21 protein-coding genes are annotated in these 24,805 nt (G+C 63.0%); 13 read left to right on the forward strand and 8 right to left on the reverse strand.

Annotated elements, in window-relative coordinates; translation table 11 throughout:
- The first annotated feature begins 142 nt into the window (after positions 1–142).
- The 11 genes from aptA to GR183_RS07720 all read left to right on the forward strand — a co-directional run bounded on the left by aptA (position 143) and on the right by GR183_RS07720 (position 11,887).
- Positions 143–1,468: an omega-aminotransferase AptA gene (aptA, locus tag GR183_RS07670; RefSeq protein WP_160775031.1), complete on the forward strand. Its 1,326-nt coding sequence runs from the start codon at positions 143–145 to the stop codon at positions 1,466–1,468.
- A 17-nt stretch (positions 1,469–1,485) separates the two neighbouring features.
- A complete protein-coding gene (locus tag GR183_RS07675; RefSeq protein ID WP_160775032.1) occupies positions 1,486–2,979 on the forward strand; it encodes a CoA-acylating methylmalonate-semialdehyde dehydrogenase in 1,494 nt (497 codons plus the stop codon).
- A 29-nt stretch (positions 2,980–3,008) separates the two neighbouring features.
- Positions 3,009–4,259, forward strand: a complete 1,251-nt coding sequence (locus GR183_RS07680) for a Zn-dependent hydrolase (protein ID WP_160775033.1) — start codon at positions 3,009–3,011, stop codon at positions 4,257–4,259.
- A 7-nt stretch (positions 4,260–4,266) separates the two neighbouring features.
- A complete protein-coding gene (locus GR183_RS07685; RefSeq protein ID WP_160775034.1) occupies positions 4,267–4,710 on the forward strand; it encodes a hypothetical protein in 444 nt (147 codons plus the stop codon).
- Between the two features lies 1 nt (position 4,711).
- Complete coding sequence (gene hydA, locus GR183_RS07690) at positions 4,712–6,163, forward strand: dihydropyrimidinase (RefSeq protein ID WP_160775035.1); 1,452 nt, start codon at positions 4,712–4,714, stop codon at positions 6,161–6,163.
- A gap of 120 nt (positions 6,164–6,283) precedes the next feature.
- On the forward strand, positions 6,284–7,087 hold the full coding sequence (locus GR183_RS07695; protein WP_160775036.1) for an ABC transporter ATP-binding protein: 804 nt from the start codon (positions 6,284–6,286) through the stop codon (positions 7,085–7,087).
- A 52-nt stretch (positions 7,088–7,139) separates the two neighbouring features.
- Positions 7,140–8,009, forward strand: coding sequence for an ABC transporter permease (locus GR183_RS07700; RefSeq protein WP_202396027.1), 870 nt, complete (start codon positions 7,140–7,142; stop codon positions 8,007–8,009).
- Positions 8,006–9,160, forward strand: a complete 1,155-nt coding sequence (locus GR183_RS07705) for an ABC transporter permease (protein ID WP_160775038.1) — start codon at positions 8,006–8,008, stop codon at positions 9,158–9,160. The genes GR183_RS07700 and GR183_RS07705 overlap by 4 nt, the downstream gene beginning before the upstream one ends.
- Positions 9,161–9,195: 35 nt before the next feature.
- Positions 9,196–10,176, forward strand: a complete 981-nt coding sequence (locus GR183_RS07710) for an ABC transporter substrate-binding protein (protein ID WP_160775039.1) — start codon at positions 9,196–9,198, stop codon at positions 10,174–10,176.
- 247 nt (positions 10,177–10,423) lie between these two features.
- Positions 10,424–11,125, forward strand: coding sequence for an antitoxin Xre/MbcA/ParS-like domain-containing protein (locus GR183_RS07715; RefSeq protein ID WP_160775040.1), 702 nt, complete (start codon positions 10,424–10,426; stop codon positions 11,123–11,125).
- A gap of 96 nt (positions 11,126–11,221) precedes the next feature.
- Positions 11,222–11,887 (forward strand): RES family NAD+ phosphorylase, encoded by a 666-nt coding sequence (locus GR183_RS07720; protein ID WP_160775041.1) that lies wholly within the window; start codon positions 11,222–11,224, stop codon positions 11,885–11,887.
- 30 nt (positions 11,888–11,917) lie between these two features.
- On the opposite strand, the gene GR183_RS07725 is transcribed toward GR183_RS07720, so the two are convergent.
- From GR183_RS07725 to GR183_RS07750, 6 genes are all read right to left on the reverse strand, one after another.
- Positions 11,918–13,228 carry a bifunctional folylpolyglutamate synthase/dihydrofolate synthase gene (locus tag GR183_RS07725; RefSeq protein ID WP_160775042.1) on the reverse strand — a complete coding sequence of 437 codons (1,311 nt, stop codon included), beginning with the start codon at positions 13,226–13,228 and terminating at the stop codon, positions 11,918–11,920.
- A gap of 156 nt (positions 13,229–13,384) precedes the next feature.
- Positions 13,385–14,374 (reverse strand): acetyl-CoA carboxylase, carboxyltransferase subunit beta, encoded by a 990-nt coding sequence (accD, locus tag GR183_RS07730; RefSeq protein WP_160775043.1) that lies wholly within the window; start codon positions 14,372–14,374, stop codon positions 13,385–13,387.
- Positions 14,375–14,514: 140 nt separating this feature from the next.
- A complete protein-coding gene (gene trpA, locus GR183_RS07735) occupies positions 14,515–15,348 on the reverse strand; it encodes a tryptophan synthase subunit alpha (RefSeq protein WP_160775044.1) in 834 nt (277 codons plus the stop codon).
- Positions 15,349–15,612: 264 nt separating this feature from the next.
- Positions 15,613–16,830 carry a tryptophan synthase subunit beta gene (gene trpB / locus GR183_RS07740; protein ID WP_160775045.1) on the reverse strand — a complete coding sequence of 406 codons (1,218 nt, stop codon included), beginning with the start codon at positions 16,828–16,830 and terminating at the stop codon, positions 15,613–15,615.
- Between the two features lie 3 nt (positions 16,831–16,833).
- Positions 16,834–17,490: a phosphoribosylanthranilate isomerase gene (locus GR183_RS07745; RefSeq protein WP_160775046.1), complete on the reverse strand. Its 657-nt coding sequence runs from the start codon at positions 17,488–17,490 to the stop codon at positions 16,834–16,836.
- A gap of 167 nt (positions 17,491–17,657) precedes the next feature.
- Positions 17,658–19,940, reverse strand: coding sequence for an NADP-dependent malic enzyme (locus GR183_RS07750; protein ID WP_160775047.1), 2,283 nt, complete (start codon positions 19,938–19,940; stop codon positions 17,658–17,660).
- A 150-nt stretch (positions 19,941–20,090) separates the two neighbouring features.
- Here GR183_RS07750 and mutS point away from each other — a divergent pair, with 150 nt between their 5' ends.
- Positions 20,091–22,862 (forward strand): DNA mismatch repair protein MutS, encoded by a 2,772-nt coding sequence (gene mutS / locus GR183_RS07755; RefSeq protein ID WP_376765757.1) that lies wholly within the window; start codon positions 20,091–20,093, stop codon positions 22,860–22,862.
- Here the strand turns inward: mutS and GR183_RS07760 are convergent.
- Positions 22,859–23,407 (reverse strand): DUF2244 domain-containing protein, encoded by a 549-nt coding sequence (locus GR183_RS07760; RefSeq protein ID WP_160775048.1) that lies wholly within the window; start codon positions 23,405–23,407, stop codon positions 22,859–22,861. The genes mutS and GR183_RS07760 overlap by 4 nt on opposite strands.
- Before the next feature lie 22 nt (positions 23,408–23,429).
- On the opposite strand from GR183_RS07760, the gene nth reads away from it, so the two are divergent.
- The gene (gene nth / locus GR183_RS07765) at positions 23,430–24,281 is read left to right on the forward strand and encodes an endonuclease III (RefSeq protein WP_160775049.1); all 852 of its coding nucleotides are present in this window, start codon (positions 23,430–23,432) and stop codon (positions 24,279–24,281) included.
- A gap of 6 nt (positions 24,282–24,287) precedes the next feature.
- On the opposite strand, the gene irrA is transcribed toward nth, so the two are convergent.
- Positions 24,288–24,719: an iron response transcriptional regulator IrrA gene (gene irrA / locus GR183_RS07770; RefSeq protein ID WP_160775050.1), complete on the reverse strand. Its 432-nt coding sequence runs from the start codon at positions 24,717–24,719 to the stop codon at positions 24,288–24,290.
- Positions 24,720–24,805 lie beyond the last annotated feature (86 nt).

Here is a 24,805-nt window from a genome sequence, read left to right on the forward strand (position 1 = left end):
CCGGAGACGGCCCCGGCCCGATGCGGACCGACGCAGGCAATTGAGCCGGCCCGGCCGCAGCAAAAGGTGCCCGGCGCTCCTTCGGTCGATTGTTGGATCGATGTTTCGCCCGTTTGGGAAAACAAGGGCGATTGGAGGAACCATGTCGAAGACGGCGCTTGCAACAAACAATCTTGAAGCCTTCTGGATGCCGTTCACCGCGAACCGGCAGTTCAAGAAGAACCCGCGCCTTTTCGTCGGCGCCAAGGACATGCACTACACCACCGCCGACGGGCGGCAGGTGCTGGACGGCACGGCGGGTCTCTGGTGCTGCAACGCCGGCCACGGGCGGCCGAAGATCACCGAGGCCGTGCAGCGCCAGGTGGCCGAAATGGACTATGCGCCGGCCTTCCAGATGGGCCATCCGGCGGCCTTCGAACTGGCCGCGCGGCTCACGGCGCTGATGCCTTCACCGCTCGACCATGTGTTCTTCACCAACTCCGGCTCGGAATCGGTCGAAACCGCGCTGAAGATGGCGATCGCCTATCACCGGGTGCGCGGCGAGGGTGCGCGCACGCGCCTGATCGGCCGCGAGCGCGGCTACCACGGCGTGAATTTCGGCGGCATTTCGGTGGGCGGCATCGTCGCCAACCGCAAGCATTTCGGAACGCTGCTCGGCGGTGTCGACCACATCCGCCACACGCATGACCTGGAGCGTAACGCCTATTCCCGCGGCCAGCCGGAAAGCGGGGCGGAATACGCCGAGGAACTGATCCGCGTCGTCCAGCTGCACGACCCCTCCACCATCGCCGCCGTGATCGTGGAACCGGTTGCCGGCTCCACCGGCGTGCTGATCCCGCCCAAGGGATATCTGGAGCGGCTGCGCCAGATCTGCGACCAGCACGGCATCCTGCTCATCTTCGACGAGGTGATTACCGGTTTCGGACGCCTCGGCTCGCCGTTCGCCGTCGACCATTTCGGCGTCACGCCCGACCTCGTGACGACGGCCAAGGGCATCACCAACGGCGTCATCCCGATGGGTGCGGTGTTCTGCACCAGCGACATCCACGAAGCATTCATGACCGGACCGGAACACCTGATCGAGTTCTTCCACGGCTACACCTATTCCGGCCATCCGGTCGCCTGCGCGGCCGGCCTCGGCACGCTCGACACCTACGAGGAAGAGGGCCTGCTGACGCGCGGCGCGGAACTGGAGGACTATTGGGCGGACGCGCTCCATTCGCTGAAAGGCACGCGCCACGTCATCGACATCCGCAACATCGGCCTGATCGGCGCGATCGAGCTGGAGCCTATCGCCGGCGAGCCGACGAAGCGTGCTTTCTCAGCGTTCCTGAAGGCCTATGACGCGGGCGTCCTGATCCGCACGACCGGCGACATCATCGCCCTGTCGCCGCCGCTCATTATCGAAAAAAGCCAGATCGACCAGATCGTGAGCACGCTTCGCGAAGTGCTCCAGAGCCTGGACTGATTTGGGGAGGGAATGAAATGCAGACGATTACGAACGCCATCGGCGGCGCCCGCGTGGAAAGCCGCTCGGGCCGCACCGCGCCCGTTTTCAACCCGGCGACGGGCGAACAGTCCGGCGTCGTCGGCCTGTCTTCCGCTTCCGAAGTGGAGGAGGCAATCGCCACCGCGAAAGCCGCCTTCCCGGCATGGCGCGACACGCCGCCGCTCAAGCGCGCGCGCATGATGTTCCGCTTCAAGGAGCTTCTTTCGGAAAACGCCGACAAGATCGCCCGCGCGATCTCCGCCGAACACGGCAAGACCCATGACGATGCGCTGGGCGAAGTGGCGCGCGGCATCGAGGTGGTGGAATTCGCCTGCGGCATCCCGCACCTTCTGAAGGGCGAATTCGCGCGCAACGTTGGCCCGGCGATCGACAGCTATTCCGACCGACAGCCGCTTGGCGTCGTCGCCGGCATCACGCCGTTCAACTTTCCGGCCATGGTGCCGCTGTGGATGTATCCGGTTTCGGTCGCCTGCGGGAACACCTTCATCCTGAAGCCTTCCGAGCGCGACCCCTCCGCCGCCATGGTCGTCTACGACCTCTTCGCGGAGGCGGGCTTCCCCGAAGGCGTGCTCAACGTCGTCCACGGCGACAAGGAAGCCGTCGACACGCTGCTGACGCACCCGGACGTGAAGGCGATCTCCTTCGTCGGCTCCACGCCCATCGCCGAATACGTTTATTCGACCGGCACCGCCCACGGAAAGCGCGTGCAGGCGCTGGGCGGGGCGAAGAACCACATGATCGTCATGCCCGACGCCGACATGAACCAGGTGGCGGATGCGCTGATGGGCGCGGGATACGGCTCCGCCGGCGAGCGCTGCATGGCGGTCTCCGTCGCGGTTCCCATCGGCGAGGAAACCGCCGACAAGCTGGTCGAGAAACTGACCCCGCGCGTGCAGTCCCTCAAGATCGGCCCGTCCACCGATACGGACGCCGAAATGGGCCCGGTGATCACCAAGGCGCACCAGCAGAAGGTGCTTGGCTATATCGACCAGGGGGAGAAGGAAGGCGCGGAACTCGTCGTCGACGGGCGCGGCTTCAACCTGCAGGGCTACGAGGGCGGCTATTTCGTCGGCGGCACGCTGTTCGACCGTGTGACGAAGGACATGACGATCTACAAGGAAGAGATCTTCGGCCCCGTTCTCTCCGTCGTGCGCGCCAAGGACTACGACGAGGCCGTCGACCTCATCAACACCCACGAATACGGCAACGGCACCGCGATCTTCACCCGCGACGGCGACGCCGCGCGCGCCTTCGCCGACCGGATCGAGGTGGGCATGGTGGGCGTCAACGTGCCGATCCCCGTGCCGGTCGCCTATTTCTCATTCGGCGGGTGGAAGCGCTCGCTCTTCGGCGACCACTCGATCTACGGGCCGGAAGGAATCCGCTTCAATACGCGGCTGAAGACCATCACATCCCGCTGGCCCGCCGGCATAAAGGACGGCGCGGTCTACACCTTCCCGACGATGTGAGAAGAACGCAGGCATAGGAGATTTCAGCAATGACAGCCCCTTCCGACAACCTGCGGATCAACGGCGACCGCCTGTGGGACAGCCTTATGGAAATGGCGGAGATCGGCCCCGGCGTGCGCGGCGGCAACAACCGCCAGACGCTGACGGACGACGACGCCAAGGGCCGTGCGCTCTTCCAGAAATGGTGCGAGGAAGCAGGCCTCACCATGGGCGTCGACAAGATGGGCAACATGTTCGCCCGCCGCGAAGGCACCGACCCGGACGCGCTGCCCGTCTACATGGGCTCGCACCTCGACACCCAGCCGACGGGCGGACGCTACGACGGGGTGCTGGGCGTACTCGGCGGGCTTGAGGTCATCCGCACGCTGAACGACCGCGACATCAAGACGAAGCACCCGATCGTCGTCGTCAACTGGACGAACGAGGAAGGCACGCGCTTTGCCCCTGCCATGCTCGCCTCCGGCGTTTTCGCGGGCGTTCACGACCTCGACTGGGCCTACGCCCGCGAGGATGCCGAAGGAAAAACCGTGGGAGACGAACTGAAACGCATCGGCTGGGTCGGCGACGAGGAAGTCGGCGACCGCAAGATGCACGCCATGTTCGAGCTTCACATCGAGCAGGGGCCGATCCTTGAGGACGAGGGCGTCGACATCGGCGTCGTCACCCACGGACAGGGCCTGAAATGGCTGCAGGTGACGCTGACGGGCAAGGAAAGCCACACCGGCTCCACCCCCATGCCCAAGCGCCGCAACGCAGGCCTTGGCATGGCGCGCGTGACCGAACTGGTGCACGAGGTGGCGATGGACTATCAGCCCGACGCCGTGGGCGCCATCGGCCATGTCGAGGTCTATCCGAACTCGCGCAACATCATACCCGGCAAGACCGTCTTCACAATCGACATCCGCTCGCCCGACAAGGCGACGCTGGACGAGATGGATGATCGCATCCGCGACGGCATCGACACCATCTGCGACGCGCTGCAGATTTCGGGCGAGGTGGAGCAGGTCGGCCATTTCGACCCCGTCACCTTCGACGAAGGCTGCGTATCCAAGGTGCGCGATGCCGCAGAACGCCTCGGCTATTCCCACCGCAATATCGTCTCGGGCGCCGGTCACGACGCCTGCTGGGTCAACCGCGTGGCGCCGACCTCGATGATCATGTGCCCCTGCGTGGACGGCCTGTCGCACAACGAGGATGAGAAGATCTTCCCCGAATGGGCGACGGCGGGTGCCGATGTACTGCTGCATGCGGTGCTGGAATCGGCGGAAGTCACAGGCTGAGGGGAAAGTGAGAGCGCTCGTCGACGCATTTCTTGAGATCAGGCAGCATCATGCGATGCTGCTTGCATTTCTCAAGGAGCTGACGCCGGGCAACAGGCGGATGGGCCGCGAGTTCGTGTTCGTCTCGGTGCGCGACAACCCGATGGTCCGCGAAAGCCGGGATGCCTCGACCGAGGCGATCAAACAGCGGCGCTTCCGCCTCGCCGAGCCGATGTCCGAATTCGCCGGGTGGGCGGAGGAGGATTCCAACCGCTCGCCGCAGGTCCACATCCTGGGCGAGGGGCGATACGAAGGCTTCAGCCTGACGTGGCCGGGCGTGGAGGGGCGCCTTGTCGTTGCCGCCACGGGCCTTTTGCAAAGGAAGGCGACGTTGCGGGCGGTCTGGCTGAAGCTGCGGTTCGTCGCGGGCGGAGCGCTCGATTCGTCACGAGTAATAAGTGGGAGATTCTGACATGTCGAAAGTCATCAAGGGCGGCACGATCGTCACCGCCGACCGCACCTGGAAAGCCGACGTGAAGATCGACGGCGGCAAGATCGTCGAGATCGGCGACAATCTCTCCGCCGACGAGGTGCTGGACGCCACCGGCTGCTACGTGATGCCGGGCGGCATCGACCCGCATGTGCACCTGGAAATGCCCTTCATGGGCACCCATTCGGCGGACAACTTCGAAAGCGGCACGCGCGCCGGCCTTTCCGGCGGCACGACCATGGTGGTCGACTTCTGCCTGCCGTCTCCCAACCAGTCGCTCCTGGAAGCGCTCGCCATCTGGCAGCAGAAATCCTCGCTCGCCTGCGCCGACTATTCCTACCACATGGCGATCACCTGGTGGTCGGAGCAGGTTTTCAACGAAATGGCCGAGGTGGTGGACCGGGGCATCAACACCTTCAAGCACTTCATGGCCTACAAGGGCGCGCTGATGGTGGACGACGACGAGATGTTCGCCTCCTTCCAGCGCTGTTCGGCCCTTGGCGCCCTGCCGCTGGTGCATGCCGAAAACGGCGACGTGGTCGCCACGCTTCAGCAGAAGCTTCTGGCGGAAGGCAACAACGGCCCGGAAGCGCACTCCTACTCCCGCCCGCCGGAAGTGGAAGGCGAAGCGGCGAACCGCGCCATCATGATCGCCGACATGGCGAACGTTCCGCTCTACGTCGTGCACACATCCTGCGAGCAGGCGCATGAAGCGATCCGCCGCGCACGGCAGAAGGGCATGCGCGTTTACGGCGAGCCGCTGATCCAGCATCTCGTGCTCGACGACAGCGAATACCAGAACAAGGACTGGGACCATTCCGCCCAGCGCGTGATGTCTCCGCCCTTCCGCGACAAGACGCATCAGGACTCGCTCTGGGCGGGCCTTCAGGCGGGCTCGCTGCAGGTGGTGGCGACGGACCACTGCGCCTTCACGGTGGACCAGAAACGCATGGGCGTCGGCGATTTCACGAAGATCCCGAACGGAACCGGCGGGTTGGAAGACCGCATGCCGGTGCTCTGGACGCGCGGCGTCAACACCGGCCGGCTGACGATGAACGAATTCGTCGCCGTGACCTCGACCAATATCGCCAAGATCCTGAACATGTACCCGAGGAAGGGCGCGATCGTGGAAGGGGCGGACGCCGACATCGTGGTCTGGGATCCGGAGCGCTCGAAGACGATCAGCGCGAAGAACCAGCAGTCGGTTATCGAATACAACGTCTTCGAGGGCATAGAGGTGAAGGGCCTGCCGCGCTATACGCTGACGCGCGGCAAGGTGGCCATCGAGGAATCGACCGTGAAGGCGGAGCCGGGCCACGGCGAATTCGTCGCCCGCGAGCCCTATCAGGCCGTCAACAAGGCGCTTTCGAAGTGGAAGGAACTGACCGCGCCGCGCAAGGTGGAGCGTAGCGGCATTCCGGCGACGGGCGTCTGAGCGGCCTTCCGCACCAACTGTGAAACGAAAGTGCGCGAGACGGCCAGCCCGCCTTGCGCCGATAAAAGAGATGGGACAATGCTGACAACGGCTAGCCAGGCAGTACGAACGGAGGACGGGATGGCAAGGGAAGACGGTGCTAACGCGCGTTCCGTCATCGACATCCGCGATCTTTCCCTGACGTTCGAGACGAACGACGGGCCGGTGCACGCGCTCTCCAATATCGACCTCAACATCGAGGAGGGCGACTTCGTCTCCTTCATCGGGCCATCGGGCTGCGGCAAGACCACGCTGCTTCGCGTAATCGCCGACCTGGAAAAGCCGACCGGCGGACACATCTCCGTCAATGGGGTTTCGCCGGAGGAAGCCCGCCTTGCCCGCGCCTATGGCTATGTCTTCCAGTCTGCGGCCCTTTACCCCTGGCGAACGATTGCCAACAATGTCGCGCTTCCCCTTGAAATCATGGGGCTGTCGTCGGAGGAAAGGGCGGAGCGCGTCAAGCGCAACATGGAGCTCGTCAACCTTTCCGGATTCGAGCGCAAATACCCCTGGCAGCTTTCCGGCGGCATGCAGCAGCGCGCCTCCATCGCCCGCGCGCTCGCCGTCGAGCCCGATCTGCTCTTGATGGACGAACCTTTCGGCGCGCTTGACGAGATCGTGCGCGACCACCTGAACGAGCAGCTTCTCCAGCTTTGGGCGAAGACCAACAAGACCGTCGTCTTCGTCACCCACTCCATCCCCGAAGCGGTTTTCCTGTCGACGAAGATCGTCGTGCTTTTCCCACGACCGGGGCGCATCTACGACGTGATCGAAAGCGACCTGCCGCGCGACCGCACCCTCGACATCCGCGAAACGCCGGAGTTCCTGAAGATCGCGCATCGCGTGCGCGACGGATTGCGCGCGGGGCACAGCTATGACGACTGAGGCAATGTCCCACGGCGGGGCATCGGCCTCGCTCAACCCCTTCAGCCGGCTGATGAGCGGCACGGCCGGGCCGGTGATCGTCGTCGTGGCGGTGATCTTCGCCGCCTGGTATGTCGCCGCCGTGCTGCTCAACACCCCCTTCCAGCGAGACACCTATGAGCGCGCGGGGCAGGAGAACGTATCCATCGCCCGGTTGATCACCGACACGCTGGCACAGGAGCGCCCGGTCATGCCCGCGCCCCATCAGGTTGCGGTGGAAATCTGGAAGACGACCGCTGAAAAGAAAGTCACCTCCAAGCGCTCGCTGGTCTACCATTCCGGTATCACGCTTTCCTCCACCCTTCTCGGTTTCCTGATCGGCACCACGCTCGGCATCGGGCTTGCGGTGCTGATCGTCCACAGCCGGGTTCTGGACAAGAGCCTGATGCCCTGGATCATCTCCTCGCAGACGATACCGATCCTGGCGATCGCGCCGATGATCATCGTCGTGCTGAACGCGATAGGGATTACGGGAACGTTGCCGAAAGCAATGATCTCCACCTATCTCTCCTTCTTCCCCGTCACCGTCGGCATGGTGAAGGGCCTGCGCTCGCCCGAGATCATCCAGCTCGACCTGATGAAGACCTATTCGGCATCCCAGGGTCAGACGCTGCTGAAACTACGCCTTCCCTCGGCGGCTCCCTTCCTCTTCGCCTCGATGAAGGTGGCGGTGGCGGCGAGCCTCGTCGGCGCCATCGTCGGCGAACTGCCGACAGGTGCTGTCGCGGGTCTCGGTGCGCGCCTTCTTGCCGGTTCCTACTACGGACAGACGATCCAGATCTGGTCGGCGCTGATCGTTGCCGCGGTTATCGCCGCGAGCCTCGTCACAATCGTCGGCGTTTCCGAGCGCATCGTCCTGAAACGCATGGGGATGGCGCAATGAGCGGTGCAAGCCTCACACTCACCGGACAGGGCGCTGCCGGCGTCGGCCGTACTCTCGCCTGGGCCATCGTCGCCCTTGCCTTGATCTCCCTGCCGCAGACGGCCTTCACGGACGGGCCCACAGTCATCGCGTCCGCCGACCTGATGCTTTCGCCAATCCTGCTTGGCGGGGCGGCGATCCTGCTGGCGCTCGGGGTCGGTCCGCGCCGGCTCGTCGATCTGGCGCTGCTTGCGGTCTCCGTCGTCGCGGCGATCCAGCTGCTGCGGGCAGTGGGCACGAATTTCAGCAAGGCGGAAAGCGGCTTCTGGTCGCTCGTGGGCGCGCTCTGGCTCGCCTCATGGCTCTTCGTCGAACGGCTTTCGGGCTGGGACGTGACATCGCTCGCGGCAAAGCGCGCGATCGGGATTCTCATCCCCGCGCTTTTCGGCGTCTGGGTGCTGGTACTCTGGCAGCTTCTGGTCATCGGCCTTGGCGTATCGCCCGTGCTGCTTCCGCCGCCTTCCGCCATCGGCGCGCGCTTCGCAAGTTCGCTGCCGACCCTTTGGGCCGACTTCCAACAGACGTTCCTCAAGGCCGTCCTCATCGGCTATGCGGTGGGTTGCGGCAGCGCCTTCATCGTGGCCATCCTCGTCGACAAGGTCGACTTCCTGCGCCGGGGCCTGCTGCCGATCGGCAACCTCGTCTCCGCGCTTCCGATCGTCGGCGTCGCGCCCATCATGGTAATGTGGTTCGGCTTCGACTGGCCCTCGAAAGCCGCCGTCGTCATCATCATGACCTTCTTCCCCATGCTGGTGAACACGGTGGCAGGCCTTGCGAGCGCGGACCGCATGCAGCGCGACCTGATGACGACTTACGCAGCGGATTACTGGCAGACGCTCTTCAAATTACGCCTTCCGATGGCTTTGCCCTTTATTTTCAACGCGTTGAAGATAAACTCCACGCTGGCGCTCATCGGGGCGATCGTCGCGGAATTTTTCGGCACGCCGATCGTCGGAATGGGCTTCAGAATATCGACCGAAGTCGGCCGGATGAACGTCGACATGGTCTGGGCGGAGATCGCCGTCGCCGCATTGGCGGGCTCCGTCTTCTACGGATTGGTGACGCTCCTGGAACGGGTGTTCACCTTCTGGCATCCGTCAGTCAGGGGATAACGGACGCGGGTGCCGAAACCAGAGGGAGCTTGAGAATGAAGAAATTGATGCTCGCCGCCGCGGCCCTTGCCATGGGGCTCGGAACGGCTCAGGCGGCGGACGAAGTCACGCTGCAGCTTAAGTGGGTCACCCAGGGCCAGTTCGCCGGCTATTACGTTGCCAAGGACAAGGGCTTCTACGAGGAAGAAGGCCTTGACGTCACGATCAAGCCGGGCGGCCCGGACATCGCCCCGCCGCAGGTTATCGCAGGCGGCGGCGCCGACGTGGTTATCGACTGGATGCCTTCCGCCCTCGCCTCGCGCGAGAAGGGCGTGCCGCTCGTCAATATAGCCCAGCCGTTCAAGAAGTCCGGCATGATGCTGACCTGCCTGAAGGAAAGCGGCATCTCCAAGCCGGAGGACCTGCGCGGCAACACGCTCGGCGTCTGGTTCTTCGGCAACGAATATCCGTTCCTGTCGTGGATGGCCCATCTCGGCATCCCGACCGACGGCAGCGACCAGGGCGTGACCGTCCTGAAGCAGGGCTTCAACGTCGATCCGTTGCTGCAAAAGCAGGCCGCCTGCATTTCCACCATGACCTATAACGAGTACTGGCAGGTAATCGACGCCGGCATTCCGGAAGAGGACCTGATCGTCTTCAAGTACGAGGACCAGGGCGTCGCAACGCTCGAGGACGGCCTCTACGTTCTGGAACAGAACCTGGAAGATCCCGAATTCGTCGACAGGATGGCCCGTTTCGTGAAGGCGTCCATGAAGGGCTGGGACTACACCCGCGAGCACCCGGAAGAAGCGGCGGAAATCGTGCTTGAGAACGACGCCACCGGCGCACAGACCGAAAAGCACCAGATCCGGATGGTCGGCGAGATCAACAAGCTGACGGAAGGCTCCGACGGCACGCTCGACCCGGCGGACTACCAACGCACGGTCGACACGCTTCTGGCCGGTGGCTCCGACCCCGTGATCACCGCGGCCCCCGAAGGCGCATGGACCCACGCCGTTACGGACAAGATCAAGTAAGCCTGCGGTTCATGTTCGAACTTCGGAAGGGCGCCGCGATTGCGGCGCCCTTTCTCGTTAGAGCGCGTCTTGTTTAATCGGACTCACCGGACGCGCTCCATCTATTTGATATTGCGCATGTCCTTGTCCCAAAACCGGTCCCCACTTTTGGGGGACATGCTCTAAGCGGCCACGTCTATTGCGCATATTAGACAAACTGGACATTTCGGACATTATTGCCTATATTGCGGACATGAAGGAAACGACCATGTCCACCATGAAGACCCCCGATAACGGAACCGAGAACCGCCTTCATGTCTCCTTGCCCAAGCTGCAGGAAGAATTGCGGTCGGAAAATCCGGATGTGCCGACAACGATACTGGACACCATGGGCGAAGCCATGGCCGAATTCGTCAATGCCGCCGGAAGCATGGACATGAAGTCTCTTGCCGAGCTGAGCGGAAGCACAAACGAGCTTCTTGTAGCCGTGTGCCGGGTCATTGCGGACAAACCGCCCATCCAGATCCCTTACGACACGCGCCCCGTCGAAGTTTCGGCGGGCGAAGGCCTCGGCCCCCCCTTGAGCGAAGCAGAGGCGGCCGAGCGCGTGAGGCGACTGGCGAAGCCGACCGCCCTGGAAAGCTGGGCCGGAGAAGTCTGGCGTCCCTCTGACATCAAGAAGCAACTGGGTATTTCGAGGTCCACGCTGGACAGTTGGCGGCAAAAAGACATGGTGATTGCGCTCAACAAGGGGCTCAGGGCGCATGTCTATCCCGCCGCACAGTTCATCGACGGACGTCCGGTCAAAGGACTGGGCGGGATAATTTCTGCGGCTGCCGGCAACCATCATGTCGCATGGCGTTGGCTCGTTACGCCACATCTCGATTTCGGCAAGATGCCTCCTTTGGCGGCTTTGAAGGACGGGCAGGCAGAGGCCGTTTTGGATGCAGCCCACCGGTCCTTTTCATAGGATCAAGATCCCGGGTCCGGTTCGATCCGGGATCGATTACCGCTTGTTCTATGGTTCGGTTGGATATGGCGACCCCGAATTGCATTCGAATATGCTTTGAACGAACGATTCAAACGAATGGCGGTTTTTAGTAAAATCGCACCTGAACATTCATCCCGGGCGCAAATATTGAATATGCCTTTGGATCCGAAGGAAATTTCGCGCCTGATACAACCCTTGAAGCCAGACCGATGGCTAAGGGTAATGCGCAGCGAGTTCGAAGAAACGCCACTGGGCGTTGGTCCGGGATCCTCTCGCTTTTCTCCCCCCGACAATCATTTCCATGTTCTCTACGCGGCCTGCGATCTGGTTTCCGCGATCGCCGAAACGGTCATTCGCGACAGGTTCGAAGCCGTCGAGGAACGTGTGTTGTCGGCTTCCGAACTGAACGACTGGTCGGTCGCGGAAATCTCGACGACCGACAGTTTGAACCTGCTCGATCTACGAACCGTCGGCGCATTGCGGTTAGGGCTGGATACCGACGCTGTTGGGTCCAAGTCGCACAAGGAATCCCGGCAATTCAGCAGCGAACTGCACGACAAATTCCCGAATATCGATGGGATTCTCTACCGCTCGAGACTGACGGGAAGAGATTGCATCGCCGTCTACGAGCACGCGATTAAGCCTAACCTGACCTCCGGCGAGGCAGTGCGGCTGCCGCGCGCGCCAAAGCTGGAAAATGCGCTTTCCGATCTCTCTATCACGCTCGAAGACGACCTGTAACGCGCTCATTCGTCGGCGCAGGCCCAGTTTTCAGACCGGTGGCGTGCCGTTCAGCGCCAGCACCTCTCCGACGAGGTAGAGAGAGCCGCAGATGAGGATGCGCGGCGGCTCGCCATCCTTTTCCGCGCAAGCCGCGATATCCGCCAACGCGGCTTCCAGGCTGTCGAACGGGGTCGCCTCCAGTCCGGCTTCACGCGCGCTGTCTGCAAGCTCGAAGGGATCGCGCCCGTTTTCCGTGGCGCTCAAAGGGATCGTCGCGACATGACGGGCAAGCCCTTCGAATGCGCGAAAAAAGCCGACCGGATCCTTCGTATTCAGCATGCCGCAGACGACGTAAAGAGGCCGGGAACACCTCTCTTCCTGCGCGCCCATGAATGCGGCAACGACAACTCCCGCTCCCGGGTTATGACCGCCGTCAAGCCAGACTTCGGCCCCTTGCGGACATTGGTCGACGATGCCTCCATGCATGAGAGGCTGAAGACGGCCCGGCCAGTCGACCGACTGGAGGCCCTTTTCAACCGCCTGAGGTTGCGGAAGGAGATCCGCGGCGCGCAAGGCGGCGATCGCAAGCCCGGCATTCTCGAGCTGGTGATGCCCCCGCAAAGCAGGCAAGGGAAAATCGAAGAGCCCGTTCTCATCCTGATAAACGAGCCGGCCGTTTTCCTCATTCGCCGCGAAATCCTGACCGAATATATGGATCGGCGAGCGGTTGCGAAGTGCCGAACGCTCGATCACCCCCAGTGCGATATCGTCCTGCGCGGCGGTAACGACAGGCACGCCCGGCTTGATGACACCCGCTTTTTCCAGGGCGATGCCTTCCAGCGATGCGCCAAGATACCGCTCATGGTCCATCGATATGGAGGTGATCACGCTGACCGCAGGCCGGTCGATCACATTCGTCGCATCGAGCCGCCCGCCGAGCCCGACTTCAAGCAGAAGCGCATCCGCCGGTTCTTCTGAAAACAGCAGGAAGGCGGCTGCGGTCGTGATCTCGAAGAAGGTGATTTCGGCTCCGCCGTTCGCCTGCTCGCAACGGTCGAGCGCCTCCATCAACCGCCCATCGTCGACGAGCGTTCCGCCAAGGCGGATACGCTCGTTGAAGGCAACGAGATGCGGCGAGGTATAGACGTGGACGCGACTGCCGGCAGCCTCCATGATCGCGCGCATGGTCGCGGTCGTGGAGCCCTTGCCGTTGGTTCCTGCCACGTGGATGACCGGCGGCAGCTTTCGCTCCGGATGGCCGAGCGCGGCCAGAAGCCGCTCCATACGGCCGAGCGATAGGTCGATCTCGCGCGGGTGAAGCGCGAGAAGCCGTTCAAGAATAGCGGTGACCTGATCCATTCGCGTTGGTTCCAAGCGGCTTCGACAAGCTGACGCCACGACGGTGGGGCATCGATCCGCCCCCGATTACGATCCTCCGGAATTGCCCGCAAGGGGCATCACACCGCTATGTCGAAAAGAGAACAGCGCAAGACGCGAATGCGAAGGATACGAGGCCTATTCGGCAGCCTTGGGCTGTTGCTGATCGCTCTTCTCGGGTTCACCCACCGCTTCGGCCGTCTCCCCGGCGCGTTCCCCTGGCTCTTCGATCTCGAGCGTCGCCTGGACGCTAACCTCATCCAGGCTCGGCACCTCGACCTCGCGCTTCATAAGCACGGAGCAAAGACGGGCGATCGTCTCGCCAAGCTCATGGCGATGGACGACCATATCCACCATCCCATGCTCCAGCAGGTATTCCGCCGTCTGGAACCGCTCCGGCAGTTTTTCCCGGATCGTCTGCTCGATAACGCGCGGACCGGCGAACCCGATGAGCGCGCCCGGCTCGGAGATATGGATGTCGCCAAGCATGGCGTAGGACGCCGTCACGCCGCCGGTGGTCGGGTTCGTGAAGACGACAATGAAGGGCAGGCCTGCCTCGCGAAGCATCTGGACGCCGACCGTCGTACGCGGCATCTGCATGAGGGAGAGAATGCCCTCCTGCATGCGCGCGCCGCCCGATGCGGCGAAAAGCACGAAGGGCGTCTTGTTCTCGACCGCCGTTTCAATGCCCTTCAGAATGGCTTCGCCCGCCGCCATGCCGAGCGAACCGCCCATGAAGGAGAAATCCTGAACGGCAACGGTGATCGGCTGGGCCCTCAGCTTGCCGGTGGCGACCAGCACCGCGTCGTCCATTTCCGTCTTGGCGCGCGCGTCCTTCAACCGGTCGACATAGCGCTTCTCGTCGCGAAACTTGAGCGGATCGACGGCCACCTGAGGCGTCTCGACGACATCGTACTTGCCGCCGTCGAAGAAGAATTCCAGGCGCTTTTTCGCCGGAATGCGCATGTGATGCCCGGAGCTCGGCACCACCCACTGATTGGCCTCAAGGTCCCGGTGGAAGACCATTTCTCCCGTTTCGGGGCATTTGATCCAGAGATTTTCCGGCGTGTCGCGCTTCACCAGGAAGCTGCGGATTTTCGGCCGGACAACGCTATTGATCCAGTTCAAGGCTCGATCCGTTTCCTGATCGTTCCATTCTCCGAGGGGGAAGGCCGATCATTTCTTTCTGATCCCGGCGCGCGGAGCCGCCCCTGCGCGCCGCTCGAAATCGAATTTATCCGTCTTTTAGCAGAAGCGGGGGCGTGCCGTCAGCCCGTCTTGGCCATCCGAGCGCCGGCCGCGATATCGCGAACGCAATCCGTGACAGCCGAAACCGTCTTTTCCGTGGCGCGGCCCGCCTCGTCCAGGCTTTCCCGCACGGCTTCAACAAGGACCGAACCGACGACGACACCGTCAGCGTTTTTGCCGATTTCCCGCGCCTGCTCGCCGGTTTTCACGCCGAAGCCGACTGCGACGGGCAACGCGGTATGGCCCTTGATGCGGTTGACCGCCACGGCGACCTTTTGCGCATCGGGCGCGGCAGCACCCGTGATGCCGGTGATCGAGACGTAGTAGACGAAACCGGAGGTATTGGCGAGAACCGTCGGCAAACGTTTATCGTCCGTCGTCGGCGTTGCGAGGCGGATGAAATTAAGGCCGGCCTCGAGTGCGGGAATACAAAGCTCGTCATCAGCTTCCGGCGGGATATCGACGATGATCAGCCCGTCCACGCCAGCCTCCTTCGCCTCGACCACGAATTTCTTCGGATCGCGCACGTAGACCGGATTGTAGTAGCCCATCAGCACGATCGGCGTTTCATCGTCCTTTTCCCGGAAACGGCGAACCATGGAAAGCGTCTTGTTCATGGTTTGGCCGGCGGCAAGCGCGCGCTGCGTCGAGCGCTGGATCGGGATGCCCTCCGCCATCGGGTCCGAAAACGGCATGCCAAGCTCGATAACATCTGCGCCGGCCTCGGGCAGGGCGGCCAGGATCGCCTCGGACGTTTCAAGGTCCGGATCGCCCGCGGTGATGAAGGTGACGAGCGCCGGGCGCCCGGCTTCCCTGCAGGCCGCGAAGCGGCGGTCGATCCTGGTTTCCGGCATTGCGGGTGAGCCCTCGTGACGAATTGTTCTTATGCGTTGAATTGAACGCGACGATCTATGGCCGGCAGGCAGGCGCTGTCAATCTCGCCTAGTGTGGTGAATTTGAAATACGCCTCATTATAGCAGCAGCCTCCGGAGCGTATTTCAAATCCGGAAACCACACTAGAAACATATATTCGCTAGTCACCCTTTTGAATCTGAAGTTCGTTCAGAGCATGCCAGGCAATGAGACGAGCTTCAGATTCGGGTGACTAGCACCCGGTTTCAAAGATCGAAACCAAGCATGTTTCCGACGGCGAAGACATCCTTGTCGCCACGCCCGCAAAGGTTCATGACGATGATCTGGTCCTTGTCCATCTGCGGCGCGAGCTTCATGACATGCGCCAGCGCATGCGACGGCTCCAGCGCGGGGATGATGCCTTCCACACGCGTGAGCAACTGGAATGCCTCCAGTGCCTCGTCGTCGGTCGCGGGAACATAGGTCACCCTGCCCGTCTCCTTCAGCCACGAATGCTCCGGCCCGATGCCCGGATAGTCGAGGCCGGCGGAAATGGAATGGCCTTCGAGGATCTGCCCGTCACCGTCCTGAAGGAGATATGTGCGGTTGCCGTGTAGAACGCCCGGCTTGCCGGCATTGAGCGAGGCGCAATGTTCGTCACCCTCAAGGCCCTTGCCGCCGGCTTCCACGCCGTAGATCTTCACCGACGGATCGTCGAGGAAAGGGTGGAACAGGCCGATGGCGTTCGATCCGCCGCCGACGGCGGCGACGAGCGCGTCCGGCAGGCGGCCTTCGGCCTCCATGAGCTGCGCCTTGGTTTCATTGCCGATCACGGCCTGGAGGTTGCGCACCATTTCCGGATAGGGGTGCGGGCCGGCCGCCGTACCGATGAGATAGTAGGTGGAGTCCACATTGGTGACCCAGTCGCGCAGCGCCTCGTTCATGGCGTCCTTCAGCGTGCCCGCGCCGGCGGTCACCGGCACGATTTCGGCACCCAGAAGCTTCATGCGGAAAACGTTCGGCTTTTGCCGCTCGACATCCGTCTTGCCCATGTAGACCACGCAGGGCAGGCCAAACCGCGCGCAGACCGTCGCCGTCGCAACGCCGTGCTGGCCAGCACCCGTTTCGGCGATGATGCGGGTTTTGCCCATGCGCTTGGCAAGCAGGATCTGGCCGATGCAATTGTTGATCTTGTGGCTGCCGGTATGGTTCAGCTCGTCGCGCTTGAAATAGACCTTCGCGCCGCCAAGTTCCTCCGTCAGGCGCTCGGCGAAATAAAGCGGCGACGGGCGGCCCGTGTAGTGCTTGTTCAGGCTGTCGATCTCGCCCTGGAAGGATGGGTCGGCCTTGGCGTCCTCATAGGCCTTTTCCAGATCGAGGATCAGCGGCATCAGCGTTTCGGCGACATAGCGCCCGCCGAAAATCCCGAAATGACCGCGCTCGTCGGGACCTGAGCGATAGGTGTTCGGCTGTTGCACGGTCATTTCTTACTCTCCCACGCCGGCGCGCCTTGCATTCGCGATGAACGCCCGGATAAGTTTTTCGTCCTTCACGCCCCGTTCGCGCTCCACGCCTGAAGAAACATCGACGGCCGATATGCCCGATAAGGCAAGCGCCTCGGCGATCGTGTCGGGGGCAAGCCCTCCCGAAAGCATGACGGGAACCCCCAGGTCAAGCTCCTTTAGAAGGGACCAGTCGTAGGCAACGCCGTTACCGCCCGGAAGCTCAGCCCCCTTTGGCGGCTTGGCATCGAACAGGATGCGGTCGACAAGACCGATATAGGGCAGCGCGGCGTCGATATCGGAGGATTGAGAAACGCCCAGCGCCTTCATGAGTTTAAGCCCGGTGCGCATCTTGATGCGGGCACAGCGCTCCGGCGTTTCCTTACCGTGCAGCTGAAGCCAGTCCGGCTTCACCTCTTCGGCAATCCGGTCGATCAAATCATCGTCCGCGTCGACCACGAGCGCGACAATCTCCGCCTTGCCCCGCGCACGTTCCGCAAGGCTCGTAGCCTCCTCGATCGACACATTCCTGGGGCTCTTCGGGAAAAAGACGAGCCCGACCATCGCCGCACCCGCTTCCAGAGCGGCGTCCAGCGTATCCGGCGTCGATAGCCCGCAGATCTTGACGAGCGGTTGGGTCATTCGGGTCTCACTCAGCAAATGCAGTCTTCTTCATCGAAGGCATTGGCTCCGGCGTCATGCCCGGGCGTGGCCCGGGCATCCATCACGTTTTTGCCGCAGCACTTTCCCATATGGTTTGCCGGGTCAAGCCCGGCAATGACGGACAAGATTGCGCGGTCGCTGGTCTTTTACGTCACATTATACGCCGCAATCGCCGCCATGTTGACGATGTCGCTGTCCTTTGCGCCGATCGTCAGGATCTGCACCGGCTTGTCGAGGCCGACGAGCAGCGGGCCGATGACCGTCGAGCCGCCAAGCTCCTGCAGCATCTTCGTGGAGATTGACGCGGAGTGGAATGCCGGCATGACGAGCACATTCGCAGGCCCGGTCAGGCGGCAGAAGGGATAGGCGGCCATCTTGTCCGGGTTGAGCGCAACATCTGCACCCATTTCACCGTCGTATTCGAAATCGACCCGGCGCCGGTCGAGGATCTTCACGGCCTCCTGCACGCGCTCGGAGCGTTCGCCCGGCGGATGGCCGAAGGTGGAATAGGCAAGCATCGCCACACGCGGCTCATAACCGAGGCGCCGGGCTACATGCGCCGCTTCCTCCGCGATATCCGCCAGCTCCTCCGACGTCGGCATGTCGATGACCGCCGTATCGGCAACAAGAACGGTGCGGCCGCGGCTGAGCGCCAGGGAAACGCCGATCACCCGATGGCCGGGCTTGGCGTCGATGCAGTTCCTGACGGTGTCGAGAACGACGGAATAATTTCGCGTAATGCCGGTCACCATGGCATCCGCGTCGCCGCGCGCAACCATTATCGCGCCCCAGTAGTTGCGGTCGTTGTTCACGAGACGCTGGCAGTCGCGATAAAGATAACCGGCGCGCTGCAGGCGGGCGTAGAGAAATTCCGCATAATCCATGTTCCGGTTGGAAAGGCGGGCGTTCAGGATCTCGATGCCCGGCCGGTCGATATCGACGCCGGCTTCCTTCGCCGCCTCGCGCACCTCGTCGTCACGGCCGATCAGGATCGCCTTGCCGAGGCCCTGGCCGACGAAGCTTGCAGCCGCGCGGATCATCGGCTCTTCCTCGCCTTCGGCGAAGACCACACGCTTCGGCGACTGGCGCACCTTGGAGAAGATACGCTGCAATGTGCCGGCGACCGGATCGCGCCTTGCCGAAAGCTGGTTGCGGTAGGCATCCATATCGACGATCGGCCGGCGCGCGACGCCTGAATCCATCGCCGCCTGGGCCACCGCCGGCGGCACGGTCGAGATAAGGCGCGGATCGAACGGTACGGGAATGATATATTCCGGGCCGAATTTCGGCCGGTTGCCGCGATAGGCGGCGGCCACTTCATCCGGCACTTCCTCGCGCGCCAGCTTGGCCAGCGCCTCGGCACAGGCGACCTTCATCTCATCGTTGATGGTCGTCGCCAGAACGTCGAGCGCGCCACGGAAGATATAGGGAAAACCCAGAACGTTGTTGACCTGGTTGGGATAATCCGACCGCCCGGTTGCCATGATCGCATCGTCGCGGATTGCAGCCACTTCCTCGGGCGTGATCTCCGGATCGGGGTTGGCCATGGCGAAAATGATCGGATTGGGCGCCATGACGCGCACCATGTCTTCCGTCAGCGCGCCCTTCACCGAAACGCCGAGGAAGACATCGGCCCCCTTGAGGGCATCATAGAGAGACCGGGCATCCGTCTCCACGGCATGGGCGGACTTCCACTGGTTCATGCCTTCTTCGCGGCCCTGGTAGATCACGCCCTTCGTGTCGCAGAGCAGCACGTTTTCATGCGGCACGCCCATGGCCTTGACCAGTTCGATGCAGGCGATGCCCGCCGCGCCCGCGCCGTTGCAGACGATCCTGACGTCCTTGATGTCGCGCCCCGTCAGGTGAAAAGCGTTGATGAGGCCTGCCGCAGCGATGATCGCGGTCCCGTGCTGGTCGTCATGGAAGACGGGGATATCCATGATCTCGCGCAGGCGCTGCTCGATGATGAAGCAGTCCGGTGCCTTGATGTCCTCAAGATTGATGCCGCCAAAGGAAGGCCCGAGATAGCGAACGGAATTCACGAATTCATCGACATTCTGCGTGTCGACTTCCAGGTCGATGGAATCGACGTCGGCGAACCGCTTGAAAAGCACGGCCTTGCCTTCCATCACGGGCTTCGAGGCAAGCGCGCCGAGGTTGCCGAGACCGAGGATCGCCGAGCCGTTGGAAATCACCGCGACGAGGTTGCCGCGCGTGGTGTAGTCGAACGCGCGCGTCGGGTCTTCGGCGATGGCCTTCACCGGAACGGCGACGCCCGGCGAATAGGCAAGCGACAGGTCGCGCTGCGTCGCCATCGGCTTGGTCGGATTGATTTCGAGCTTGCCGGGCCGGCCTTGCTGGTGGAACTGCAGCGCCTCCTGCTCGGTAAAGCTGACACCGCTTTTGCTCGACTTGTCCGTCGCCACCATTCCGGCCTCCCTGGATCGAATTGTTATGGAATCGGGATGAGCCCGAACCCTTTTGGGGAGAGGCACATTATCCCCGGAAAATGGTGCGCTCAACCCGACTGGAGGACGATCCGCAATGAAAGACTTTCAACGGTTTGCTACTTTGCGCCAATGTCCGATACCTTGACCCGAACCAAGACGCCAGCCAAAGGCCGAAACGCAGACAGCGCCTCCCACAAGGCGGCAGCGGACCAGCGCGTGACGCCGATGATGGCGCAATACATGGAAATCAAGGCCGCGAACCCGGACAGCCTTCTGTTTTACCGGATGGGCGATTTCTACGAGCTTTTCTTCAAGGACGCCGAAATCGCGGCGCAAGCGCTTGCCATCACGCTCACGAAACGCGGCAAGCATCTTGGCGAGGATATCCCCATGTGCGGCGTGCCGGTGCATTCCGCCGACGACTATCTGCAAAAGCTGATTTCGCTGGGCCATCGCGTCGCCGTCTGCGAGCAGACGGAAGATCCGGCCGAAGCGAAGAAGCGCGGCTCGAAATCCGTCGTGCGGCGCGACGTGATCCGCCTCGTGACGCCGGGCACCCTGACTGAGGAGCGGCTACTCGACGCAAGCCGCAGCAACTATCTTCTGGCGCTGACCCGCGCACGCTCCGGCTCTCTCGACGAGACGCAAAGTTTCGGGCTTGCCTGGATCGATATCTCGACCGGCGCTTTTCGGGTTGCAGAGAGCGATGCCGAAACGCTTTCGGCGGATATCGCCCGCATCGACCCGCGCGAGATCGTCGTGTCCGACAATCTTCTCGATGACGCCGAGTTACGCCGCCTCCTGAACGACCTGCCGGCCTCGCTTTCCCCGGTTCCGCGCGCGCTCTTCGACGGGGCGACCGCCGCCGACCGCCTGTCGCATTATTTCGGGGTGAGAACGCTCGACGGCTTCGGCAGTTTCTCCCGCATCGAACTGTCAGCCGCCGGCGGTGCTCTTTCCTACGTGGAAAAAACGCAGATCGGCAACCGACCGCCGCTCGACCCCCCTTCGCGGGAGGCGGGCGACGGGCGCATGCTGATCGACCCGGCGACACGGGCGAACCTGGAACTCATGCGCACGCTTTCCGGCGAGCGGGGAGGCTCGCTGCTTGCCGCCATCGACCGGACGGTCACCGGGGCGGGCTCGCGCCTTCTGGCGGCACGCCTTGCCGGCCCCCTGCTCGACATAGATGCGATCCACCGCCGTCAGGATGCGGTCGAGCTTTTCCATTCCGAAACCATGCTGCGCGAGCGGCTTCGCGAATATCTGAAGGCCGCGCCCGACATGGCGCGCGCCCTTTCGCGGCTCGCGCTCGACCGGGGTGGCCCGCGAGACCTGCTGGCGCTTGCCGAGGGGCTGTCCTCGGCGCAGGCGATCGCCAACCTTCTGGCTCGCCATGGCGCGCTTCCCGCCGAAGTCGATGCCGCGCGCGAAAGCCTTGCCGAGACGCCATATGACCTTGGCCAGGAACTCAGCCATGCGCTTACCGACGAACCGCCGCTCCTGAAGCGCGACGGCGGCTTCGTGGCCGAGGGATATTCGGCAGACCTCGACGATCTCAGGCGGCTTCGCGACGACAGCCGCAAGGTGATCGCGCGCATGCAGGCCGATCTTTCGCAGGAGCTTGCCCTGCGCTCGCTCAAGATCAAGCACAATAACGTGCTCGGCTGGTTCATCGAAGTGCCGACCATGCAGGCGGAAAAGCTTTCCGCCGATCCGGCCCGCTTCATCCACCGCCAGACGATGGCCGGCGCCATGCGCTTCACGACCACGGAGCTTGCCGACCTGGAATCGAAGATCGCAAGCGCGGGCGAGCGGGCGCTGGCGCTGGAGCTTGAGGTCTTCGCGAAACTGCAGGGGCAGGTGATTGCAGCTGGCGACCTCATCAAGAAGGGAGCGGACGCGCTTTCCATACTCGATGTCGCGACGGCGCTTGCGGTCCTTGCCGAAGCCGAGAACTACGTGCGGCCAAGGGTCGACGGCAGCCTTGCCTTCGATATCAAGGGCGGGCGGCACCCGGTGGTCGAACAGGCGCTTCGCCGTCAGGGCGGCGATCCTTTCGTGGCGAACGACGTCGACCTTGGTGGCGAGGGCGGAGACGGCGACGGCCGCATATGGCTCATCACCGGCCCAAACATGGCCGGTAAATCGACCTACCTTCGGCAGAACGCGCTGATCGCGATTCTGGCGCAGATGGGCGCCTTCGTTCCGGCGCGCGATGCCCATATCGGTGTTGTCGACCGGCTGTTTTCGCGTGTGGGCGCTGCCGAAGATCTCGCGCGCGGGCGCTCCACCTTCATGGTGGAGATGGTGGAAACCGCTGCGATCCTCAACCAGGCGGGACCGCGTTCGCTCGTGATCCTGGACGAGATCGGGCGTGGCACGGCAACTTTCGACGGGTTGTCGATCGCCTGGGCGGCCATCGAGCATCTGCATGAGATCAACCGCTCGCGCGCGCTATTCGCGACGCACTATCACGAATTGACCGCCCTTTCCGCCCGTCTGGAACGTCTTTCGAACGCCACCGTGCGGGTGAAGGAGTGGGAGGGAGACGTGATCTTCCTGCACGAGATCGCGCCGGGTGCGGCCGACCGGTCCTACGGCATTCAGGTCGCGCGCCTTGCCGGGCTGCCGGCTTCCGTGGTGGAGCGCGCACGCGCCGTCCTCGACCAGCTGGAAGAGCAGGACCGGCAAAAGCCCGTCGAAACGCTGATCGACGACCTGCCGCTTTTCGCAGCCGTGCCGCAAAAGCCCGCCGCCTCTGCGACAACGGCGGAAGCTTCGGACGAACTGGGCGAAGCCCTCGACGCCGTCGACCCCGACGACATGACGCCTCGCGAGGCGTTGGACGCGCTTTACGAACTGAAACGAAAGAGGCTTGGGCTCAAGAAGGGCAATTAACCCGCCGGCCGCGGGATGCGCCCGGACTTCGCCGCCGAAAGCGCAGCCTGGAACGCACCCGCGAAACTCGTGCGGTCATCCGGATTCAGAAATCCGCCGACCGGCACATGCTCGCCCTTCGAGTACAAGGTGATGCGGGTGACGCCCTCGTCCTCCTCACGCGAAACCGCAAGCCGCACCCAGAACGGATTGAAGCGGTATTCCTCGGTCTTGCCATAATGGCTGACCTTGCGAATAACGATCTCGGTAAGCGAAACGCTCACTTCCTCGAAAGCGCGCGCCGTGCGGTAGTTCAAACGGAACGCCAGCCAGACCAGCAGGACATCGAGACCAAGGAAACCGACGACGGGCCATGCGCCGACCGCCATGAATGCGAGACCGGCGACGAAGGAAACCCCGCCGGTCACGAGCATCAGGACCGTGAAGCCCTTCGGCCCGAGCGAACGATGCGGCGTAAGCACGGCGGAAAAGAACGGGCGGTCGGCGGTTTCCGCGCCACCATCAAATTCCCTCGCATCGCTCGATCGGCCATTGCTCTTCGTCATGGGCGATAAGTATAGATGGGAAATGTCCGAGGAAAACCAGAAACCCGTAAAATCACGTAAGAGCGCGGGATCGCTTGCGAAAAAGCCGGCGACGCCTGCGGCAAAGCGAAGCACCGCGAAGGCTGCCGGCGCCAAGCCGAAAGCAGTTGCTCGCAGCCGTGCCGCGCCCCGCTACACGAAGGCCGAAATCCGCGCGATATTCGACCGCTTTCACGCCGCCGACCCGGAGCCTAAGGGCGAGCTTGATCATACCAACGCCTTCACGCTGCTGGTCGCCGTCGTCCTTTCCGCCCAGGCAACGGATGCCGGCGTCAACAAGGCGACGAAGCATCTCTTCCAGATCGCCGATACGCCGCAAAAGATGCTGGCGCTGGGCGAGGACAGGGTGCGCGAGGAAATCCGCACCATCGGGCTTTACAAGAACAAGGCGAAGAATGTCGTCGCCCTTTCCCAAATGCTCATCTCGGAGCACGGCGGCGAGGTGCCGCAGGACCGCGAGGCGCTGGAGGCGCTGCCGGGCGTCGGGCGCAAGACGGCCAACGTCGTGCTCAACATCGCATTCGGCCAGCCGACGATCGCCGTCGACACCCATCTTTTCCGGCTTGGAAACCGGATCGGCATCGCGCCCGGCAAAACGCCGCTCGACGTTGAAAAGGCGATGGAAAAGATCGTCCCGCCGGACCGTGCCCTGCATGCGCATCACTGGCTGATCCTGCACGGACGCTACATCTGCAAGGCACGAAAGCCCGAATGCAGGCGCTGCGTCATCTACGATCTGTGCAAGAGCCCCGAGAAGGAAAAGCTGGAGGCGGTTCCGGAAATCGCCCATCAGATGGCGGAGAAGGTTGCCGAGGAAGAAAAGCCCGGAGCCTGAGCAACGTCAGCGCTTGGGCCGGACCCTGACGACCACATCGACGCGAACCACTTCCATGCCTTCCGGCGCCTGCGGCATCGACGTCAAGTGCACGCCCTTGCCCGGGATGTCCATGAGGCGGTTTTCGCTTTCGATGAAGAAGTGATGATGGTCGTCGGTATTGGTGTCGAAATATGTTTTCGTACCTTCCACGGCGACTTCGCGAAGCAGGCCCGCCTCGGTGAACTGGTGCAGCGTGTTGTAGACGGTGGCCAGCGAGACGGGCACGTTCACCGCTTCCGCCTCCTCATGCAGAAGTTCCGCGGAAACGTGGCGGTTTCCCTTGGAAAACAGGAGTTCGGCGAGTGCCACACGCTGACGCGTCGGCCGCAAGCCGGCATCGCGCAGCGTGTCGGCCACGTTCAGGTCCTGATGCGTAACGTGATGATGTTCCGTCATTACCGTCCGGCCAATCCGTTCCGTTTTCCGCCGCGTTATTCAGTCCGGCAAAAGAAGTCGTTCCCTAGCTTTTTGCCACGGCGGCC

This window comes from Stappia sediminis, assembly GCF_009826895.1.
In the GTDB taxonomy this organism is placed as follows: Bacteria; Pseudomonadota; Alphaproteobacteria; order Rhizobiales; family Stappiaceae; genus Hongsoonwoonella; species Hongsoonwoonella sediminis.

Excerpts from the sequence above, each read along its gene's own strand:
- hydA (WP_160775035.1), top strand. The coding sequence starts at position 4,712 with ATGTCGAAAGTCATCAAGGGCGGCACGATCGTCACCGCCGACCGCACC.
- GR183_RS07710 (WP_160775039.1), top strand. The coding sequence starts at position 9,196 with ATGAAGAAATTGATGCTCGCCGCCGCGGCCCTTGCCATGGGGCTCGGA.
- GR183_RS07750 (WP_160775047.1), bottom strand. The coding sequence starts at position 19,940 with ATGGTGGCGACGGACAAGTCGAGCAAAAGCGGTGTCAGCTTTACCGAG.
- GR183_RS07760 (WP_160775048.1), bottom strand. The coding sequence starts at position 23,407 with ATGACGAAGAGCAATGGCCGATCGAGCGATGCGAGGGAATTTGATGGT.
- GR183_RS07715 (WP_160775040.1), top strand. The coding sequence starts at position 10,424 with ATGTCCACCATGAAGACCCCCGATAACGGAACCGAGAACCGCCTTCAT.
- GR183_RS07705 (WP_160775038.1), top strand. The coding sequence starts at position 8,006 with ATGAGCGGTGCAAGCCTCACACTCACCGGACAGGGCGCTGCCGGCGTC.
- GR183_RS07700 (WP_202396027.1), top strand. The coding sequence starts at position 7,140 with ATGAGCGGCACGGCCGGGCCGGTGATCGTCGTCGTGGCGGTGATCTTC.
- irrA (WP_160775050.1), bottom strand. The coding sequence starts at position 24,719 with ATGACGGAACATCATCACGTTACGCATCAGGACCTGAACGTGGCCGAC.
- trpB (WP_160775045.1), bottom strand. The coding sequence starts at position 16,830 with ATGACCGTGCAACAGCCGAACACCTATCGCTCAGGTCCCGACGAGCGC.
- GR183_RS07680 (WP_160775033.1), top strand. The coding sequence starts at position 3,009 with ATGACAGCCCCTTCCGACAACCTGCGGATCAACGGCGACCGCCTGTGG.
- GR183_RS07745 (WP_160775046.1), bottom strand. The coding sequence starts at position 17,490 with ATGACCCAACCGCTCGTCAAGATCTGCGGGCTATCGACGCCGGATACG.
- GR183_RS07675 (WP_160775032.1), top strand. The coding sequence starts at position 1,486 with ATGCAGACGATTACGAACGCCATCGGCGGCGCCCGCGTGGAAAGCCGC.
- aptA (WP_160775031.1), top strand. The coding sequence starts at position 143 with ATGTCGAAGACGGCGCTTGCAACAAACAATCTTGAAGCCTTCTGGATG.
- trpA (WP_160775044.1), bottom strand. The coding sequence starts at position 15,348 with ATGCCGGAAACCAGGATCGACCGCCGCTTCGCGGCCTGCAGGGAAGCC.
- mutS (WP_376765757.1), top strand. The coding sequence starts at position 20,091 with ATGTCCGATACCTTGACCCGAACCAAGACGCCAGCCAAAGGCCGAAAC.
- GR183_RS07725 (WP_160775042.1), bottom strand. The coding sequence starts at position 13,228 with ATGGATCAGGTCACCGCTATTCTTGAACGGCTTCTCGCGCTTCACCCG.
- GR183_RS07695 (WP_160775036.1), top strand. The coding sequence starts at position 6,284 with ATGGCAAGGGAAGACGGTGCTAACGCGCGTTCCGTCATCGACATCCGC.
- nth (WP_160775049.1), top strand. The coding sequence starts at position 23,430 with ATGTCCGAGGAAAACCAGAAACCCGTAAAATCACGTAAGAGCGCGGGA.